General features: G+C 70.8%; 10 protein-coding genes and 1 CRISPR repeat array. Of the genes, 4 read left to right on the top strand and 6 right to left on the bottom strand.

All coding sequences use genetic code 11. The features are described from left to right. Window positions 1-224: 224 nt before the first annotated feature. Window positions 225-353 carry a hypothetical protein gene (locus ACFHW1_RS14180; RefSeq protein ID WP_278114792.1) on the top strand — a complete coding sequence of 43 codons (129 nt, stop codon included), beginning with the start codon at window positions 225-227 and terminating at the stop codon, window positions 351-353. Between the two features lie 316 nt (window positions 354-669). Further along, window positions 670-2,097 carry an IS1380 family transposase gene (locus tag ACFHW1_RS14185; RefSeq protein ID WP_416615566.1) on the top strand — a complete coding sequence of 476 codons (1,428 nt, stop codon included), beginning with the start codon at window positions 670-672 and terminating at the stop codon, window positions 2,095-2,097. A gap of 154 nt (window positions 2,098-2,251) precedes the next feature. Then, window positions 2,252-2,724: direct repeats of the CRISPR family, unit length 36 nt; unit sequence GTTTCAATCCGGCGCGGTTTTCGTGTGTCCGGGGAC. A gap of 325 nt (window positions 2,725-3,049) precedes the next feature. On the opposite strand, the gene ACFHW1_RS14190 is transcribed toward ACFHW1_RS14185, so the two are convergent. Beyond that, window positions 3,050-4,183, bottom strand: a complete 1,134-nt coding sequence (locus tag ACFHW1_RS14190; protein ID WP_416568005.1) for an SAVED domain-containing protein — start codon at window positions 4,181-4,183, stop codon at window positions 3,050-3,052. Between the two features lie 157 nt (window positions 4,184-4,340). On the opposite strand from ACFHW1_RS14190, the gene ACFHW1_RS14195 reads away from it, so the two are divergent. After that, window positions 4,341-6,875, top strand: a complete 2,535-nt coding sequence (locus ACFHW1_RS14195) for a hypothetical protein (RefSeq protein WP_416615568.1) — start codon at window positions 4,341-4,343, stop codon at window positions 6,873-6,875. A gap of 7 nt (window positions 6,876-6,882) precedes the next feature. Beyond that, entirely contained in the window at window positions 6,883-9,195 is a 2,313-nt protein-coding gene (locus ACFHW1_RS14200) for a hypothetical protein (protein WP_416615569.1), read from the top strand. A 64-nt stretch (window positions 9,196-9,259) separates the two neighbouring features. On the opposite strand, the gene ACFHW1_RS14205 is transcribed toward ACFHW1_RS14200, so the two are convergent. Genes ACFHW1_RS14205 through ACFHW1_RS14225 form a run of 5 tightly spaced genes read right to left on the bottom strand, consistent with a single transcriptional unit; the run spans window position 9,260 to window position 18,302 of the window. Continuing rightward, window positions 9,260-11,812 (bottom strand): TIGR03986 family CRISPR-associated RAMP protein, encoded by a 2,553-nt coding sequence (locus tag ACFHW1_RS14205; RefSeq protein WP_416615570.1) that lies wholly within the window; start codon window positions 11,810-11,812, stop codon window positions 9,260-9,262. Then, entirely contained in the window at window positions 11,805-12,365 is a 561-nt protein-coding gene (gene csx19 / locus ACFHW1_RS14210) for a CRISPR-associated protein Csx19 (RefSeq protein ID WP_416615572.1), read from the bottom strand. Before csx19 ends, ACFHW1_RS14205 begins: the two co-directional genes overlap by 8 nt. Continuing rightward, complete coding sequence (locus ACFHW1_RS14215) at window positions 12,362-14,026, bottom strand: RAMP superfamily CRISPR-associated protein (RefSeq protein ID WP_416615574.1); 1,665 nt, start codon at window positions 14,024-14,026, stop codon at window positions 12,362-12,364. Before ACFHW1_RS14215 ends, csx19 begins: the two co-directional genes overlap by 4 nt. Continuing rightward, window positions 14,023-16,635, bottom strand: coding sequence for an RAMP superfamily CRISPR-associated protein (locus ACFHW1_RS14220; RefSeq protein ID WP_416615576.1), 2,613 nt, complete (start codon window positions 16,633-16,635; stop codon window positions 14,023-14,025). Before ACFHW1_RS14220 ends, ACFHW1_RS14215 begins: the two co-directional genes overlap by 4 nt. Continuing rightward, complete coding sequence (locus ACFHW1_RS14225) at window positions 16,635-18,302, bottom strand: Cas10/Cmr2 second palm domain-containing protein (protein ID WP_416615577.1); 1,668 nt, start codon at window positions 18,300-18,302, stop codon at window positions 16,635-16,637. The genes ACFHW1_RS14220 and ACFHW1_RS14225 overlap by 1 nt, the downstream gene beginning before the upstream one ends. Window positions 18,303-18,529 lie beyond the last annotated feature (227 nt).

Here is an 18,529-nt window from a genome sequence, read left to right on the forward strand (position 1 = left end):
ACGCCGTAACCACGGGAAACCCTGCCGTGACCAGGGGTCACCCGACTTTGCAATAGCCCTGGGTAACTGGTGCCCAACGCCTACGCCGACGGGCGTCGTACGGCCGGGCGCGCTCCGGGCCTTCCATTCCGCTTGGGCGACCGGGCGGACCTCGGGGGTCGGGCCGGTGGCGGCAACCACCGACCCGACCCCACCATCCTCATCCGTAGAGAAGGCAGAGGATCATGGACATCTGCGCGTTGACGAGCGCCGCGTTGCTCGGCTTCCTGGCTGGCCTGTTCTCGTTCCGAGTCAAGAGCCGCTGGTGCCCCAAGTGCGGCGAGCTGACCACCACTCCACCGCCGCCACGCTGACACCCAGCCCCAAAATTCGGCTCAGGGCTTCTCGTTCCTCGCGTCTTGGGACCGGTTTCAATCCGGCGCGGTTTTCGTGTGTCCGGGGACAGTGCGGTGCCAGGATCGTGCGCACATACGAGTTTCAATCCGGCGCGGTTTTCGTGTGTCCGGGGACCGGTCATCACCGTCATCACCGTCATCACGACGGAGGTTTCAACCTCCCCCAGTCAGAGGGGATTTGATTGATCAAGGCCGGTGAGAGAAAGGTGCACCTGACCTGCAAGGATGTGAGTGTCTAGATCATATCCATGATGGAATCGGGTGCACCTTTCTGGTGAGTAAGAGTAACGGGTGGGCCCAGCGGCTGGTCGTGGCCCCGGGTGGGAAGGGTCTGGTCGGTCACGCGGGCGCGGTGTTGCTGCGGCAGTGCGCGGACCGGACCGGCCTGACCGGGGCGTTGAACAAGGTCCTGCCCCGGGGCACGGGGCCGGGGTGGTGGGACCGGGGCACGGTCCTGGTCTGTCTGGCGACCACGATCGTGCTCGGTGCGACGAGCATGTCCGACATCGGGCTACTCGCGCATCAGGCTCTGGTATTCGCGGATCCACCGTCGGAATCGACCGTCCGCCGGGCTCTGGCCGAGCTCGACGACACCTGCCTACGCCGGATCGCCACAGCGCGGGCGAAGGTCCGCGCCCGGGTGTGGGATCTGCTCGCCGGCCGACCGCAGGGGTTTCCGTGGCTGCGCGTGGCCGGGAAACAGTTGACCGGATGGGTGGTCATCGACATGGACGCCACGTTGATCACCGCGCACAGTGACAAGCAGGGCGCGGCGGCCACGTTCAAGAAGGGTTACGGACACCATCCGCTGGGGGCCTGGTGTGCCAACACCGCGGAAAGTCTGGCCATGCTGCTCCGTCCGGGCAACGCCGGATCAAACACTGTCAGCGACCATATCCGGGTGCTGGGTGACGCGATCGACCAGCTACCGGTCGCCTACCGACGGAAGATCCTCATCAGGGTCGACGGGGCCGGCGCCACCCACGACCTCGTGGAACACATCGAGCAGATGAACCGGGCGTGGCGTAGCGTGCGCTTCACCGTCGGCTGGACCATCACCGACACCGACGAGACCGCCATCGCCCAACTGCCCGAGACCGCCTGGGACGACAGTCTCCAGCAGGACGGTACCGCCGTCGAGAAGGCCCACGTCGCCGAGCTGACCGGCCTGAACCGGCGTCTGGACAACTGGAACGGCAAGCTGCGGCTGCTCGTACGTCGCACCAGGCCGTCGGCCCGGCACGCGAAGAACCTCACCGCGCTGGAGAAACGCACCGGCTGGCGATACGCGATCGTCGCCACCAACATCACCCGGATCGCGGGTGTGCGCGGCTCGCACCAGCCGCAATGGCTCGACGCCCTGCACAGAAGTCACGCCGGGGTAGAGGACAGAGTCCGCACCAACAAGGCCATGGGACTACGCAACCTGCCCTCGAAGGACTGGACCGTCAACCAGGGCTGGGTCCTCGCCTCGAACATCGCCGCCGACCTCGACGCCTGGACCCGGCTCCTCGGCCTGCACGACCAACCCGACCTCGCCCACGCCGAACCCGACACCCTGCGCTACCGGATCCTGCACCTACCCGCGAAACTCGCCACCCACGCCCGCCGCCGCGTCCTGTCCATCCCCGACACCTGGCCCTGGGCCGAAGCGTTCACCCTCTGCTGGCAACGCCTCAGCCTCATACCCCCACCCACCTGACCCCCGAACACCGGCCCTACCAGCAGAAAGACGCCACCGGTACCAGGAGAACCGGCGCGCCCGCAGCGACACGCGGCAAACCGACTTCCACCCCGAGCGGACAAAACGGTCGGCCGATTCGGACTACCAGGGATCAACACCCTCTGACGGATTGAGGTCAATCCGGCGCGGTTTTCGTGTGTCCGGGGACGGACACGGTGAACAATCACCTTTAGTCCCCTCAGGGTTTCAATCCGGCGCGGTTTTCGTGTGTCCGGGGACCGGCGCTTCAGGCGCCAATGAATACGAGCGCGTGAAGCGTGTTTCAATCCGGCGCGGTTTTCGTGTGTCCGGGGACCATGGAAGAAGATGAACGAGAGTGGGATCCCGATGTTTCAATCCGGCGCGGTTTTCGTGTGTCCGGGGACCACCTGGTATAAAAGGATAGCCGTGCTTTTCAGGGGTTTCAATCCGGCGCGGTTTTCGTGTGTCCGGGGACTTTTCGGCATCATCGTTCTCGCGATCACCGGGATCGGTCTGGTTTCAATCCGGCGCGGTTTTCGTGTGTCCGGGGACCCGCAGGACCTACCTCGCCCGTCACTTCGCGGCCAAGTTTCAATCCGGCGCGGTTTTCGTGTGTCCGGGGACCGCGTCCGAAATGTCGGGCGGTCTGAGCTGGGCAAACATGGTGCTCCGAGGGCAACCTCATGATCATCGTGATCTTGGTGGCGGTCCAGATGATCTCTGTGAGGTGAGTTTTCGCAGCTCGGGCGTACTTTGGGATCTTTCCGCCAACCTCCCCCGGATCCCGGGCGTGTCGGAGGTTGCCGCAATCGACATTTCGCCGCAACTCCGGCACTTAATCTTGCGTACATCGATGTTCTGTCCGTCCTCGATGGAGGCTGCTGGGCTCGGCGTGGCTGTCTCACCTCCCGTCCGGTAGTCGCCGACAGGCCGATGTGGAAATTGTCGCTCACCGGGTCGGCTCCGGCAAGGGAAACGGTTGGTACGAGTGGGTGTCCCGGTCGAACGAAAAGACCGTCCACCGCCCCGGATCCGGTGCCGCCAGGCGGGCACCCAACGCCAGCGAGATCGCCACCGAGCCGCTGAGGAACACCGCGTACCGGCCGGTGCGGGCGGCACTCGGCAACGCGGCGGCCAGCCACTCCCGGCGGGCCTGCTCCACCACCCCGGTATAGGTGGCCGCGTCCTCGGCCAGCAACGAACCCGCGCTGCGCAGCACCAACAGGTGACCGATGCCGTGTTGTCGGCAGGTCTCCCGTACCGGATCGGCGAACTGGCGCCCGAAGCCTTGCAGATCCAGCGCGAGCGCCGCCCGCGACGGATCTCCGCCCGCCACGATCTCCAGGCTCGCCGACAGCGGAGTCGCCGCCGACTCGGTGGCCCGCAACGCCGTCGCCGCGAAATACGGGGGAGACCCGTCGGCCTGGCGGACGGCGTGGACCCGCACCTCACGCGAATGGGTGTGACCCAGCCGGGCCCCGAACCAGAACGCCAGATGCAGCGGCATCGTCGGGATCAGATTGACCCGGGTCGCCTCCGGCGTCAGCCGCTGCGCCAGCATCAACGCGTTGAACGTCTCATCCGCCAACTCCTCGACCCGAGACTTGTCCACCGCCGGATCGCCGGACAAGGTGACCGCCGTCGCCACCGTCACCGCACACGTCGACCGGCTGAACTCCTCGGCCTGCTGCTCGTACTGCCGGGCCCTGGCCAGCCCGCGCCCGACGTCGCGCGCGGTCACCACGATCCCCACCTGCACCTGCCGGTACGCCCGCTCCCGCAGCCCGAACCCGGCCACCAGCAGCGCCACCCCGGCCAGGCAGCCCACCACGAACCACCACCGGCCGGCCGCCTCACCGACCATCACCGACTTGGCCGCCTCGACACCGAACCCGCCGGCCAGCGCGCCGCCGACCGCCACCGCCGCCGTCCCGTCCGACAACGCCGCCCGCAGCCCGCCCGCCCAGCCGCCCCGGTCACCGCCCGACCCGCCGCCGACCCGGCCGGCCCGGCCCGCCCGGCCGCCACCGGTGGCCGAGCCGAACACCGTCAACCCCGGGCCGTCCCAGCGATCGTCCGTCACCGTGCCATCATCGACGCCGGCCGCGCCACTGTGGAACCCGTCGCCGGGGCAAGGCTGCCATCGGATACCCGACACCGCCTGCCCCGTGACAAATCCACTGAGTAACGTTGATCGGCTCGGCACCATCCCCCCGACCACCCCCTCGATTGGACGGGCCGTGTCCCCTCGCGTTTCCTTCGTGCTGCACGCCGTCGGGCACGCCGACCTCGGCGTACCCCCACCCGACAGCGCCGGCGCCACCGACCTGCTGCGGCTGCTCGACGAGCGGCCCGACGACGATGACCAGACCCGGCGGATCCTGCTGCTACGCACCCCAGCGCAGACCACCGGCGACACCGCGCCGCTGGCCGCCGCCCTCGCCGCCCTGCACGCCGACCCCGACACCGCCGGCACCGCCGTACACCTGATCCTCGTGACCACCGCCCGGGTCGCCGCCATCGCCGCCGCGATCGACCGCGCCGTCCGCCACCTGCCCGACCTGTACGGCGGCACCATCGCCGCCGTCACCGTCATGCACGGCGACAGCCTTGACGAGACCGACATCGCCGCCGGCGTCACCCGCACCCTCGACACCCACGCCGACCCGCGCACCGACCGGGCGTACGTCGTCTGGGGCAGCGGCTCCACCCAGACCGTCCTCGGCGCGCTCGACGCGGTGATCACGTCCGGGCTGCCGTGGTCGTTGATCCGGATCGGGCCGACCGTGGCGCCCCGGCACGCCGTCTACGACCCGACGGCCGGATTGCCGGTCGACCCGGTGGTGCCGTTGCTGCGTCGCTGGCGTTACCACGACCTGCTGCGGGCTCTCGCCGACGCGGGTCAGCTCAGTCTGACGGCCGAGCAGCGGCGGGTCGTCGACGCCGAAGCTGATCACTTCGGGCAGGCGTACGTCGCTCCGAACGCCGACCGGATGCGGGCCGTGATGGCCGCCGCGTTGATGCGCGGCGACGGCAGCAGCGGCTTCACCGTCCGCGCCTACGTCGCCCAGCGCTACCACGAACTGCGCGCCGCCGACGGCTCCCCGCTGGACCTGCTCACCTGGGCCGAACAGCACGCCAAACGATCCCCGGTCACCCTCGGGGCGATGCTGCGGGTCATCCGCGAGCAACGCGCCGGGCACGCAGACCCGGCGGTACGGGCGGCGAAAGCCGCGCCCAGCGGCCGGTGGCTCGCCTCGCAGATCGTCCACCAGCTCAACGAGATGGGCAAAGCCAGCGCCCACGAACTCAAACCACCGGACCCGCCGATGCTCGACGCGCTGCGCCGACACCTGCGCCAACACGACAGAACCCCGGCCGCCACTGCCACCGTCACCGCCGGCGATGGCTTTGGCGTGCCGGCGGCCGGTGACAACGCGCCGGCCGGGCTCGGATCGCTGACCTTGGTGCCCGGCGACACCGTCTGGTACCTCAGCGTCGTCGGCAACCCGTCGCGCGACGGCAGCCCGTACATCGTCGAACAGATCGTCGAGGCCGCCGCCGACCCCGACCGGCGCGACGACCTCGACCCGGCGGTCCGCACCTACCTCGGGGTGCCGGCCGGCCAGCCGGTGCCGGTCAAGGCGTTGATCCTCGGCACCGCCGCCGGCACCTACCCGCACGCCCGCCAGGCCGCCGACCGGCTGCGAGCCGCCGGGCACACCGCCGTCGCCGCCCCGATCGCCGACCTCGGCGTCGCCGCCGACGACCCGGCCGCGTTCACCGAGCCGGCCGCCGCCGAGCTGCTGCGCCAACACGTCGGCCCGGACACCGGGGCGATCGTGCTGATCCCGACCGGGCCGAAGGAGCACGTGCTGACCCTGCTCGCCGCCGGGCAGCAGGCTGCCGCCGTACGGGGAATTCCGCTGTTCCTACGGCAGCTCGTCACCCGCGACCGGAGCGTGCTCGACGCCGGCATCCACCGGCTGCCGCTGCGCTTCGGCACCGACCTGGCCATTCTCGCCGCCGCCAGCCACGCCCTGGACGTCGCCGAACTCGACACCGCCGCCCGGCTGCTCGGCACCCTCGCCACCGGGCAGCCACTGAGCGCCCGCGCGGTGAGCCTGTCCGACGCGCTGCGCTGCGCCACCCGGCGGCTGCGCCGCTGGCCGGTGCCGGTGCAGGCCGACGTCACCACCACCGAGGACTGCACCTTCCGGATGATCGGCGAACGGATCGACGTGTGGGCCGCGCTGCCCGACGTCGACCGGGACGTCGCCACCGGCATGCGCGCCATCATCGGCGCCTGCGCCAGCACCGAACACTCCATCGACGCCAACCGGCTCAAGGAAGCCACCCGGCGGCAGGTGCTGCGACCGCTGTACGAGATCCGCAACCGGCTGCCGATCACCCACGGCCACGGCCGCGCCGACGGCGACACCCCGGAGCCGCTGAACCCGCAGCGGCCCGCCCCGGAGCCACTCAACCTGGAGCCGCTGATCCTGGAGCGCACCGGGGGAGCGCAGCGCACCGTCAGCGGGCTGCTCACCGCGATGGCCGCCGCCGCCCGCAGCACCTTCGGCGACCGCCCCGGCACCGGCCCCCGACTGGCCGACCTGCTCGCCGAGCTGCGCGACGACGTACGCCGGCTGCGCGACACCGAACACACCGAGCTGGCCTGGCGCGCCGAACGCGCCGGCCAGGCGGGCCGACCCGGCCTGCCCGGCCTGGGCGGCAACAGGCTCGGCACCATCGTCGACACCCGACCCGAATAGGACGAACGTGACCCGACACGTTACCTACCTGCTCCACGCCGTCGGAAACTCCGACCTCGGCGCACCGGCGGGCCGCGCCCGCCTGTCGGCCGGGCAGGCCGACGCCGGTGACCTCCTCGCCCGGCTCGAACAGCGGCCCGACGACGACCCCCACACCCGGCAGATCCTGCTGCTGCGCACCCCCGAGCAGACCACCGGCCAGGTCGCGCCGCTCACCGCCGCACTGGGCGCCCTACCGGCCGATACCAGCGCCACCACCATCCACCTGGTGCTCCTGTGCACCCCGGTCGTCGCGCCGATCGCCGACGTCGTCGCGCACGCCCTCAACCGCCAACCCGACCTGTACGGCGTACCGGTCACCGCCGTCACCATCGTCCACGGCGTGAGCGTCACCGAACCCGACATCGCGTGCGGTGTCACCCGCTTCCTGCGCAGCCGCGCCGACTCCACTGCGGGGCGGGTCTACACGGTATGTGGCAGCGGCTCCACCCAGGTCATCCTCGGCGCGCTCGACGCGGTGATCACGTCCGGCCTGCCGTGGTCGTTGATCCGGATCGGGCCGACCGTGGCGCCCCGGCACGCCGTCTACGACCCGACGGCCGGGTTGCCGGTCGACCCGGTGGTGCCGTTGCTGCGTCGCTGGCGCTACCACGATCTGCTGCGGGCTCTCGCCGATGCGGGTCAGCTGAGTTTGACTGTTGAGCAGCGGCGGGTCGTGGACGCGGAGGCTGATCACTTCGGGCAGGCGTACGTCGTGCCGAACGCCGACCGGATGCGGGCCGTGATGGCCGCCGCGTTGATGCGCGGCGACGGCAGCAGCGGCTTCACCGTCCGCGCCTACATCGTCCACCGCTACCAGGAGCTGCGGGAACACGACGGCAGCGCGCTCGACCTGCTCCACTGGGCGCAGCAGCGCAACGGGCGACGGATCGCCACCCTCGGCAAGCTGATAGGTACGATCGACCGGGAGCATCAGGACTCCGCCGTGCTCGACGCGAAGCGCACGGCCAGCGGCGAGTGGCTCCTCTCGCCGATCGTGCGGCAGCTCAACGAGATGGGCAAGGACAGCTCTCACGAACTCGCGCCGCCGCAGCCGGCGATGCTCGACGCCCTGCGCCGGCACCTCGCCGAACACGACACCGCCCCGGCGGCCGACCTGCCCACCCCGTCCGGACTCGGGCCGCTGCCCCTGGTGCCCGGCGACACCGTCTGCTACCTCACCATCCTCGGCTGGCCGGACAGCAAAGGTGGTGACTACGTCATCAAGGAGATCGCCGATGCTGTCCGACAGAACCGGTGGCGGCGGATCGAGAAAGACGTCCAGACCTACCTCGGCGGTCCGGTCGAGGTACCGGTGAAAATGATCATCCTCGGCACCGCCTCCGGGACGTTCACCCACGCGCAGCGGGTCGGCGAGCAGCTGCGCGCCGCTGGACACACCGTCGTCACCGCTTCGGTCGCTGCCGTCGGGCTCGACCCCGACGACCCGGCCGCGTTCACCGAGAAGGCCGCGGTCGAGCTGCTGAGCCAACACGTCGGCCCGGACACCGGGGCGATCGTGCTGATCCCGACCGGGCCGAAGGAGCATGTGCTGACCCTGCTCGACGCCGGGCAACAGATCGCCGCCGTACGGGGAATCCCGCTGTTCCTGCGCCAACTCGTCACCCAGGACCAGAATGTGCTCGCCGCCGGCACCCACCGGCTGCCGCTGCGCTTCGGCACCGACCTGGCCATCCTCAGCGCCGCCAGCCACGCCCTGGACGTCGCCGAACTCGACACCGCCGCCCGGCTGCTCGGCACCCTCGCCACCGGCAAACAGTTGAGTGACAAGGCGCTGCGTCTGTCAGAAGCGTTGCGCCATGCCGGCGAGTCGGAGGACTGGCCGATGACCACCGTGGACGCCGAGGACCGCGCCGTCCGGATGGTCGCCGAACGGATCGAGGTGTGGGCCGCGCTGCCCGGCATCGACAAGGACCCGGCAACCGGGATGCGGGCGATCATCGGCGCATGCGCCTGCGCCGAACGCTCAGCGGACAACCACGCACAGACCAAGACGAAGATCCGCAACGAGCTGACTTGGATGTTCGCCACGCGCAACCAGTTGCCGGTCACCCATGGGCACGGGCCGTTCGACGCCCGTGCCCTCGGCGACCTGATCCTGGAGCACACCGGGGGAGCGCAGCACACCGTCAGCGGGCTGCTCACCGCAATGGCCAACGCCGCCCGTGCCGCGTTCGGCGACCGAGTCGGCGGCGGCCCCCGGCTGGCCGATGTGCTCGCCGAGCTACGCGACGACGTACGCCGACTGCGCGACACCTGACCCGTCCGCCTGGCCGGCTGCCGGGCTCCGGTGGCGGGACCTCCACCGGAGCCCGGCAGCCTGTTCACCGGCGTCCGCCGCCCCGGCCGCGGTCGTCGTACCGATGACCGTTGCCGCCCTGGCCTCGGCGGCCACCCATCTTGCGGCGTCTGGGACGCGGAGGATCGTCCTGCGGCTCACCCGGCCAGGCTCCGCCTGGTCGGCTGCCGGTAGACGCGCCTGGCTGGCTGCCCTTCGGTTTCCCCGGCCGGATGCCGGTCGGGTCGTACGGCAGCGGCAACGAGCCAGGGTCGGACAGCTCACCCAGCGACAGCCGTCGCCCGTATTCCTTTCCGGCCTCGTTGCCGATCTTGTCGTTGGCCACCCACCAGTCGTACGTGGTGTTGCGCGGGGTGGCCGGCACGCCCGCCGGCGAGCCGTCCGCTTTGCGCGGGTAGTGCACCGGAGCGCCGACGAACCCGTACGCGGCGTTGAGGAACTCCTCCCGCACGTCGGTCAGATGCTCACGCAGCACGTCGTCGTAGCTGGTGACGAGTTGGCGGGCCGCGCTCAGGTCCGCGTCAGCGGGCGGCGGTGACAGCGACAGTATGCGGTAGCGGTCCAGCAGCCGATCGCCGGTGAACAGCCGGGTGTCGTCCCAGTCGACTTCGACCCGTACCGCGCCGAAGCCCAACGGCTTGCCCAACCCCAGCTTGAGGCAGGCGCCGTCCGGTAGCGACAGCAGCCACAGCAACGCCCCCAGCTCGGTGCCGGTCAGATTGTCGACCTGAAGGGTGAGCGCGAACGTGGTCCCCGGCTTCACCCAGTGCGACACCGACGTGGTGATCTCGGTGTTGTCTCTGGCGTTGCGGTCGACAGGTGGGCGAGCGTACTCCCGGAAGCGGGTCCGCCCGCCGACCGCCATCGGTCTTGGCTTCGGCGGTGGGGGACCGTTCGGTGTCGCCGGCCGGGGCGGCTGAGCCGGCGGCGTCCAGTAGTCCGCCGCGCCCGGCTCGCCGTCAAGTACCTCGGCGTGGGTCAGATAGGTCTTCCGGCCCCGCAACCGGCGAGCACCGGCGGCGGCCGGGTAGCCCTGCCCAGCGCGCCGATCCGGAGCCTCCAGCGGAGCCCCGTCACGGTCGCCGAGATAGAACAGGAACTGCGACGGTTTCGGCCCGTTGAGCACGACCAGCTCCAGTGGGCGGATGAGCCGATGAACCTTGTCCTTGCCGGGCACCCCGTCGCCGTCGGGCGGTAGCACCCTCAGGTGCCCCCGATGCGCCACCCGTGAGTCGTCCTCGCCTTGGCGTACCCAGCCGAACACCCGGTCGGCAGGCGAGAGTTGTGTGCGGTCGGTGGCGGGTTGGTGTCGGTGCGGCAGGCTGGTCACCGGCGCTCCCGGAAACGGCACCCGCCCGATCATCGCCGGATACAGCCCGACCGGCGCACCCCGTCTCGGCTCGACGTAGAGCGTGTCACCGACGTGCAGTGTCCGCCATCGCTTCGCGTCCCACACGTAGCTGCCGTAGCCTCCCGTCAGGCTGCTTTCCGTCTCGTGGGCGCGCTCGTAGGAATCGATCACCGCTCGCCAGCCGTCGACCAGGGCCTTGCTGACGGTCGGGGCCGACAGTCCCGGCTTGGCCGGACCCTCTTCGACCTGCGTGACAACGAACCGTTCGAACCTTTTGCGCCCTTCGCCGGCCGGAAAGGTGCTGCCGGTGACATGTAGCCGCCCCCGGACCCGCACCAACGGATGGTTGGTGACGATCAGTCCCGTGTTGTTGTTCTTCTTCTTTCCCTTCTCCTGAGCCTTTCGTGCCCGCTCTATTGCCCGGGCCCGTTCGTCCTGGCGGTCGGCGACACGGCGCTGCTCCGCCACCGACTCGTCGCACAGCTCGCCGGGCCGGGCATAAACCGCGACCCGCCACAGCGGAAACGGGCCGAGGAGAGCGAAGTAGATCCACGCCTCCATCTCGGGGCTACGCGTCGACTCCTGCGAGCCGGCGACCGCATGACCGACCTTGCCGCTACAGCCGCCGACACACTCACAGGGCAGGTCCATGGGCACCCACACCGCCGTCTGCACGGGCTTCTCCAGCGGATCACCCTGCCAGTCCTTCGGATCCAGCGCATCAACCACCTGCAGCGTGGCGCTGCCGTCCCCGTTGACCTCTGTCACTACGGCGGGTCGTAACCGCTGGGCATGGTCGGTGGTGGCTCGGATCGCCAACTGCTGGTCGTGGCCGGTGAACACGCCGAACCGCGAGTTGGTGACCGCCTCGTACGCCGACCGCAGCGCACCCTTGACCGCCGAGCCGGCCAGCACCGGTCGGCCGGCCTGGTCGACCCGTACCGGCAGCGGCGCGTTGGGCGCGGTGCCGTCGGCCGCGCGCCGACCGTGGTCCGGGATCAACATCGGGGTACGGGTGGTGACCCGGACCCGGATCGTGCCGGTCCACCGGTCCGGGTCGTAACGGTCGTGGCTGGCCGGCGGCCCGTCGGCCAGCTCCGGCGGCAGTGCGGCGCCTTCCGGGATGGACACGAAGCCGTACGGGTTGAGGAAGTGCCCCTCGGCGTCCTTCAACTCGGTCGGGCCGGCCGCATCGATAGAGCCGTCAGGCAGGTGCTGGTCACTCATCGGGCTTTGCCTCCTCGGTCACCTCGCTGTTGGGGTGTGGTCGGGCGATCAGCCCGACCAGCCGTTCGTCGACCACGGCGACGTTGCCGTGCCGGTCCTCCTCGACGTACTCGACGGCCCGCAGCCACACCAGGTCGCCGTCGGCGGGAGCCGGGCCGCCGACCGGGAGGTGCAGTTCGCCGATCCGGGCGTCGTGCAGCGTCACCCAGCCCGGTCCGGGAGCCGGGCCGACCACCGTGCCCCACAGCAGCCGACGATGCTCTGGCAACCCGTGGCCACGGACCACAGCGGTGGTCCCGGACCCGGCGGAGCAGTGCCGCCAGCGCAGCTCCTTTTCGGCGGTGAACGCCCGCAACTCGAACACCCCGGTCATGTCCAGCGCCGTCCCGTCGGCACCCCTGGGCACCCCGTCGGCACCGAACCGGAACCAGCGGACGTCAACCGGCCGGTAACAGAACCCGACCCCCGACGTCCTCCTGTCCACGAACATGCGCAGTGCCTGCCCGGTCGTGCCGCGCCCCAGATCCGAGATGACCCGCCCCACGGTGTTCATGCCGCCCCTCCTGTCGTCGCCGTCAGCCAGGCCGTGGTCAGCGACGCGGTCAACTCCTCGTCGGCGAGCACATCGGCCAGTGACCGGTTGCCGAGCGCGTGGAACCAGCCGGTCCGGTGACCGGCCCGGAAGGTCACCGCCTTCGGATCGACCCGAACGCCGCCCGCGCCCCGGGTGGTGCCGTGGCCGAAGCCGAGCCAGCCGTCGCACAGATCCCGCAGCACCAGCAGCAGCAACGTCAACGCTGCCCGCCGGTCGTCGTCGGCTCCGGGGCCGGTCGTCGTCGGATCCTGGTCGAGTTGGTCCACCGCCAGGTCGAGGATGATCGGCTGCCACGCGTCCGGGCCGGTGGCGTGCGGCTCCACCGTCGCGAACAGCAGCGCGTCTGCGGCCCCGCCGGTCCAGCGGTCCACCGCGACATGGTGGGCGATGGTGAACCGGATGCCGTCGACCGCTTCATTGAGGTCGTCGACGGCCAGTTGCAGCCGACTCAGCGCCGCCCGCTGGTCCGACACCTTCGGTGGTGCCGGATCGTCACCACCGGTGCCCCCCTCGACCCCATCTTCGCCATTGTCCTGCCCACTGTGGTCAGCCGTCTCACTGAGCCGCTGCTGCAGCAGGCGGACCGCGTCCCACTGGGCGGCAGGTAGGGCGGTGGCGCTGACGCAGGTGGCGACCCGCAGCGCGCCGCGCCGGCCGGCGGGCAGATCCCGGTCGCCACTGTCCCGGGCCGCGGCGGTGCCGAACAGCGCCGCCACCGGCCCCAGCCCGTCGGCCCGCATCTGAGCCAGGAACTTCTCCCGCAACTTGGCGCCGGTCACCGTGCGGGTGATCCGCTCGGCGTGGCTGCGCAGCACCCCTTTGATCGAGCTACCGGGCAGCTCCAGCCGGTGGCCACCGGCACCGTCGCGGCCGGTCAGCGGGAATGCGCTGACCACGTCACCGTCTGAGCTGACCTGCACTGCCAGCGGACCGTGCGGGCGCCACGGCACGACGACCCGCAGTACGCCGGCCGGCACCTCGTCCGGGTCGGCGTCCGGCAGGTCAGCCGGCTTCCCGCCGGAGCGCAACGCGGCGATCATGCCGGCCCGGGTGGCCAGCATCGACTCCCGCAGTTCGGCGTCCGCCAGCCGGACCAGGCCGAGCCCACGGGTGACCGCCGCTCCGACGCTGATCCCCGGCCCGCGTAGCCGGGCCGCGATGGCGTGGACGAGCTGCTCCGCTTCGTCGGCGGCGATGCTTTCCGGCGCGTCGACCACCATCCGGAAGGCGAACCGGGTGCCGGCGGGCAGTACCTCCCGGCTGAACAGATGCCCCTTGGCGGCCACTCCGTGCATCCGGTCGATCGACACGTGGTCGCGTAGCTCGACCTGCGGCTCGTCGATGGCGGGGGCGTCGTCGACCCGTACCCAGGATGCTTCGCCGCCGGCACCGTCGCGGTCCGGTGGCAGCCCCCACAGTTGATAGTCGGGTACGCCTTCCGCCTGCAACGCCGACCGGATCACCCCGGCCAGCGTGGTGCCGGGCAGCAGTGGACGGTCTGCGCCGTCGCGGGCCTGGACCAGCTGTGCCGGTCCGATGTCGAGCCCGCCGATGTGCAGCGGAGCCTGGGCGACGAGTGTGCCGGTCAGCTCCCACCGGCTGGTCACCCGGCGGCTCACGACCGTACCCCGGTCTGCGTCGCGGCGGCGGTTTCGTCGCTCGCCGGCTGGTTACGGCGTTGCCCGACCTCGGCCCGCACCACCTCGGCCAGCAGCCACCCGGCCGCCGCCGGGTGCAGTTCCCCGGCGATCTCGGCCGGCGGTTCGGTCAGGTGCCGCCACAACACATCGTCTCCGCTGGCCAGCATCAGCAGCAGGCCGAGCCGCTCGGCGCCCCACACCTCCTTGCGTGTCCGGTTGCGCTCGGTCGCGGCGATCCAGCTCAGCATCTGCTGCGGACCCCCAGCCACGGTGAGCCGGTCGGCCAGGGTTCGTAACGTGCCGAGCTGCGCTGCCGTCGCATCGGGCGGCACGAACTTGTGCCGCAGCTCGGCGCTGGCCGCCCGGACCGCTGCGGTACGGTGCAGTTCGCGTCGCCATCCGCGCCGTCGCAACTCGACCGCCAGGCCGGGCGGGTCGGCGCCGGGCTGCTCTCCGGTGGGCTGCCGGGCCTCCTGCTGTTCGGTGGGCTGCTCGGCCTCCTGCTGCTCGGTACCCGGTTTCTGCGCGTTTCCGCAGTCGTGCGGGAGGGCCGGGTCGGACAGTCGGACTGTGTCGGCTGCGAGTAGTGGCGGCTGCAGCGCAACTCGGCCGTACCCTTCGGCAGTCCGTTCTCCGAGACCGGTTGCTTCGACCCGCAGCACCCGCTTCCTGTCGAGCTTTCCGGTCATCTCGAACCGGATGACGCTGCCGGCGGCCAGCCCGGTCAGCGAAGGGCGCGGCATCGACCATCGGCGTTGCCACGATTCGACCCGCCGGGTAGTGACCAGCTCCCTCGGCGGCCCGTCCGGGCCTGGATCCGGCAGGGTCAACGTGACCCCGAGCCGCTTGCCGAGCACGGCGCCGACCACCGTCGGGTCGGTGACCGGCTCACCGGCCGGCCCGGACAGCAGCAGATCCGACAGCAGCCAGACGACGAGCTGACCGTCATTCGCGTCGCCGCCATCGTCGTTGACGTCGCAGTCGATGTTGTCGCCGGTCCGGTCCGGCGACGAGTGGGCCTTCAACGGCCTCCCCGGAGCGATCACTTCGACCGTGACGTGTCCGTAGTCGTCCTTGCGGGACCGGCCGATCGCGTGCTTGCCGTTGAGCCATTTGGTGTCCAGCTTCGTGCCGGCCGGAAGCCACAGCTCGCAACGCAGCACCGTGCCGGCGGCGATCGCCTCGTAGACGAACAAGCCGCCGGAGTCCTCGGTCGGCCGCTGCGAGGTGTCGTCGACGACGGCGTGCGCCTGCGCCACCAGGTCAGCCTCCGCGTGACGGATGCCACCGCGGCCGTCGGGTACGTAGTAGCCGGTCATCGGTTGTAGCCGCCGGCCGTCGTCGGTCCGGGGCCGCAGGAGGTTGATCAGCTGCACTGGCTGATCGCCGTGCTGTTCGCCCGGCCCGGTGCCTTCTGTGTCCGGGTCGGTGTCCTTGGGCCGGTGCAGGGCACGCGGCACCGGCAGCGACCGCTTGTTGTCGACCTCCACGGTGGCGTTGGTGACCACCACCTGACCGCCGGTGATCAGCTCGGTGGCCGATCGGTCGTTGGCCGACTGATCCAGCGCCTGCGCCACCATCGGCAGCAGCGACGTACCCGGCACGAACCGCTCCGTCAGCACCATGTTGCCGATCACGCCCCGGGCGACCAGCAGCGGAGTGAGCGTGGTGATCCGCAGATCGTGCAGGTGCACGGGCGGTTCGGTGGCCCAGGCCCCCAGCGGCGTGGCCTTGTCGTCGGTGCCCGTCGACACCACGTCGGCCGGGGGCCGGACCTCATCGACCCGGTCCAGCAGCGCGCTCAGCTGGGAATCGGCGCCCTGGCCGACCTCCGGTCCGGCTTCTTCTCCGTCGGCGCCGTGGTTCGGGGGCGCGTCATCGACGATGGTGACCCGGCACCGGCCTGCCCCCCGGCGGCGCTTGCCGCCGATCGCGTCGACCAGCCGGGCTGCGGCCCGCAACAGCAGCTCCGCCTCCCACGGCACCTCGCTGCCCACCCCAGGAAAGATCAACTGCCATTCGGCGGTGACGGTCAGCCCGACCGCTGCCCGCTCCTCGATTCGGAACGTATCGTCGGCGGCGGTGCGCCGGTCGATGTCGATCGCCACCCCGGGGCGTAGCAGCACCGTCGCCTCCCGGGCCAGGTCCCGGTCACGTGTGTCGAAAGCGGCGATCGCGCGCCGGACCTCCTCGGGCAAGCGCAGCGGCCGAGCCTGCAGGGCCGCCGGAACCGGCGTGGCGCGTTGCTGCGGCCGGAACCGCCCGCCGGGGTCGAGCCGCTGCCGGGACGAGGCGCCCGGCTGACTGCCGAAGATCACTTCGACCCAGTCCTGCCAGACACCGCTGATGGCTCCGTCGTCCAGCCCGACGGCGACTGTCTCCGCCGCGTCGCGCAGTACCGCCGCGAGCGCCTTGCCCCGCAGCATCGGCAGACCGTCGGCGTCGCGCTGCACCTCACGGTCCACCGCACCGTGCCGGGACGTGCCGGTGCCGCACGCCCAGTCGCTGAGAAACTCCACCTCGACGGTGAACGGCTGGCCGTTGCGCAGCCCGCTGCAGGCGTCGCGGGTCGATTCCAGGTCGCCCATCAGGTCGCCGCCTCCTGTCGTGGCCGCAGGCTGTCGTAGTCGATGCCCCGGCTGGCGTGCGGTGCGGTGCCGGTCGCCATGTCGATCAGGTCGATCGCGCCGAGGATCCGGCTGAACCAGACGGACCGGACCTTGCCGTCCAGGGCACGGCTGGTGACCTGGCGGCCATCCGGGCCAGCGGGTTCCGGCATCAACAGGTGCGCAGCCAGAAACGCCCTCGCCGCCGCCGGATCCGGCGCCCAGACGGCGACCTGGTGGCGGGCCCGGCCCGCCTCGGTACTGCCGGCGAGCAGCGCCTGCCGCAACCGGTGCAGTGCACTTCGGGGCAACACCGGCGGATCGTCCTCGTTCGACTGCTTGCCCAGCTCCTTCACCGCCGCGCGCAGCAGCGTGACGTCGCGGGCCGCCGCCCGGCTGCCTTTCTTCGGCTCGCCGATCACCACTGGGCCGGGCCACAGCCGCAGCTCGGTCTCACAGTCGGTCACGGCCAGCGGTGCCCGGATCCGTTTCAGATCCTGCCCGACCGAGTCATGCAGCACGTGGAAGTCCAGCGCGCCGCAACTGGGATCGATTCGCTTGATCTGCTTGGCGGACGTGCACAACTCCTCGGCCAGCTCGTATGCCTGGCTGAACGGGTAGTGCGGCTTGACGTACGCGATCCCGGCGCAGGCGGTGAGCCCTGGCAGCTGCACGTCGGTCAGCACCTGCGAGATGGTTTCGTTGCCGGCGGCCTGCTCGGCGAACCGTTCCACGAAGGTCGCGGTCACCTCGAACGCCGGCCGGGCGTCCATCACCACGGTCACGTCGTCACCGCCGACGACCAGTGGCAGCAACCAGCCGGTCCGGTCGGTGACCTGCTCGACGGCGTACCGCAGCGCGGCGACCGTCACCTCGTCGAGCGCCCGGCTGAAGGCACCCAGCTTGGCCAGGAACTCCTGACCGCTGTACGCATCGGCGATGCTGCGGAACACACCGCCGATGCCGTTGCCGTCGGCGTGCATCACCGCAACCCAGCCGGCGTTGCTGACCCCGTCGTTCAACTTGTCGGCCTGGACCACCGCCGAGTCGACCAGCCGATCGGCCATCCGGTCCCGGCCAGCGTTGCGTCGCCGCCAGGCCGCATCGACTTTCGCCGCCCTCGGGTACGGTGTGCCGCCTTCGTCGCCGAATGCGGTCGACGGCTGCCCTGAGTAGTGGCATGGCCGGGTGAACGGCAGCGTCGGGTGCCGCAGCAACGGCGACGGGCGGCGGCTGCGCCACGACGCCTGCAACTGGTACGCCCGGCTCAGTCCAGCCGCTAAGTCGGCGTCGCCGTCGCCGTCGGCCGGCTTCGGGGCAACGGTCCCCCAGATTTCCAGCCCTGGCGCCTGATGCAGTGCCCGGCGGGTCACCGCCCGGATGACCGCCCTGCCGGCGTCCTCGTCGTCGGCAAGCAGCAGCGCTTTGCCGGAGGCGGCCACCACGATCTCGACGACGGGTTCGGTGTGCTCTTCGTTGATCTTGTCAACGGCGGTCTTCACCCACTCGGTGCCGCTCCGGAAGATCAATTCGCTGGCCCCGACGTTCACCGCCTGTTTGTTGCTGGCGAACACGTACGCCTGATTGGCGCCGGTCTCTATCACCACCCAGTGCCGGCTTCTGCTGCTCGCTGGAGATTCGCTGCTCATCCACATCCCTTCGTCTTGCGTGTCCTTGTCGGACGGCGCGCGGCAAGGCGGGCTCCGTCGCCAGACCACCGGCGTCTCGGTCGTACAACGTGGAGACGTCGGTGGCGGAGCGCGCGCTGCACAGAGGGCAGCCGGCAAACCTATCCGATGGAGTGCGGTGGACACAGCTGGTTCGCCGGGCAAATTTCAGACACTTCACGTCGCGCGGAGCCTTGACCATGTCCGGC

This window comes from Micromonospora sp. LOL_014 (assembly GCF_048060245.1).
GTDB lineage: Bacteria > Actinomycetota > Actinomycetes > Mycobacteriales > Micromonosporaceae > Micromonospora_E.

Excerpts from the sequence above, each read along its gene's own strand:
- ACFHW1_RS14180 (WP_278114792.1), top strand. The coding sequence starts at position 225 with ATGGACATCTGCGCGTTGACGAGCGCCGCGTTGCTCGGCTTCCTGGCT.
- ACFHW1_RS14205 (WP_416615570.1), bottom strand. The coding sequence starts at position 11,812 with ATGAGTGACCAGCACCTGCCTGACGGCTCTATCGATGCGGCCGGCCCG.
- csx19 (WP_416615572.1), bottom strand. The coding sequence starts at position 12,365 with ATGAACACCGTGGGGCGGGTCATCTCGGATCTGGGGCGCGGCACGACC.
- ACFHW1_RS14220 (WP_416615576.1), bottom strand. The coding sequence starts at position 16,635 with ATGGGCGACCTGGAATCGACCCGCGACGCCTGCAGCGGGCTGCGCAAC.
- ACFHW1_RS14225 (WP_416615577.1), bottom strand. The coding sequence starts at position 18,302 with ATGAGCAGCGAATCTCCAGCGAGCAGCAGAAGCCGGCACTGGGTGGTG.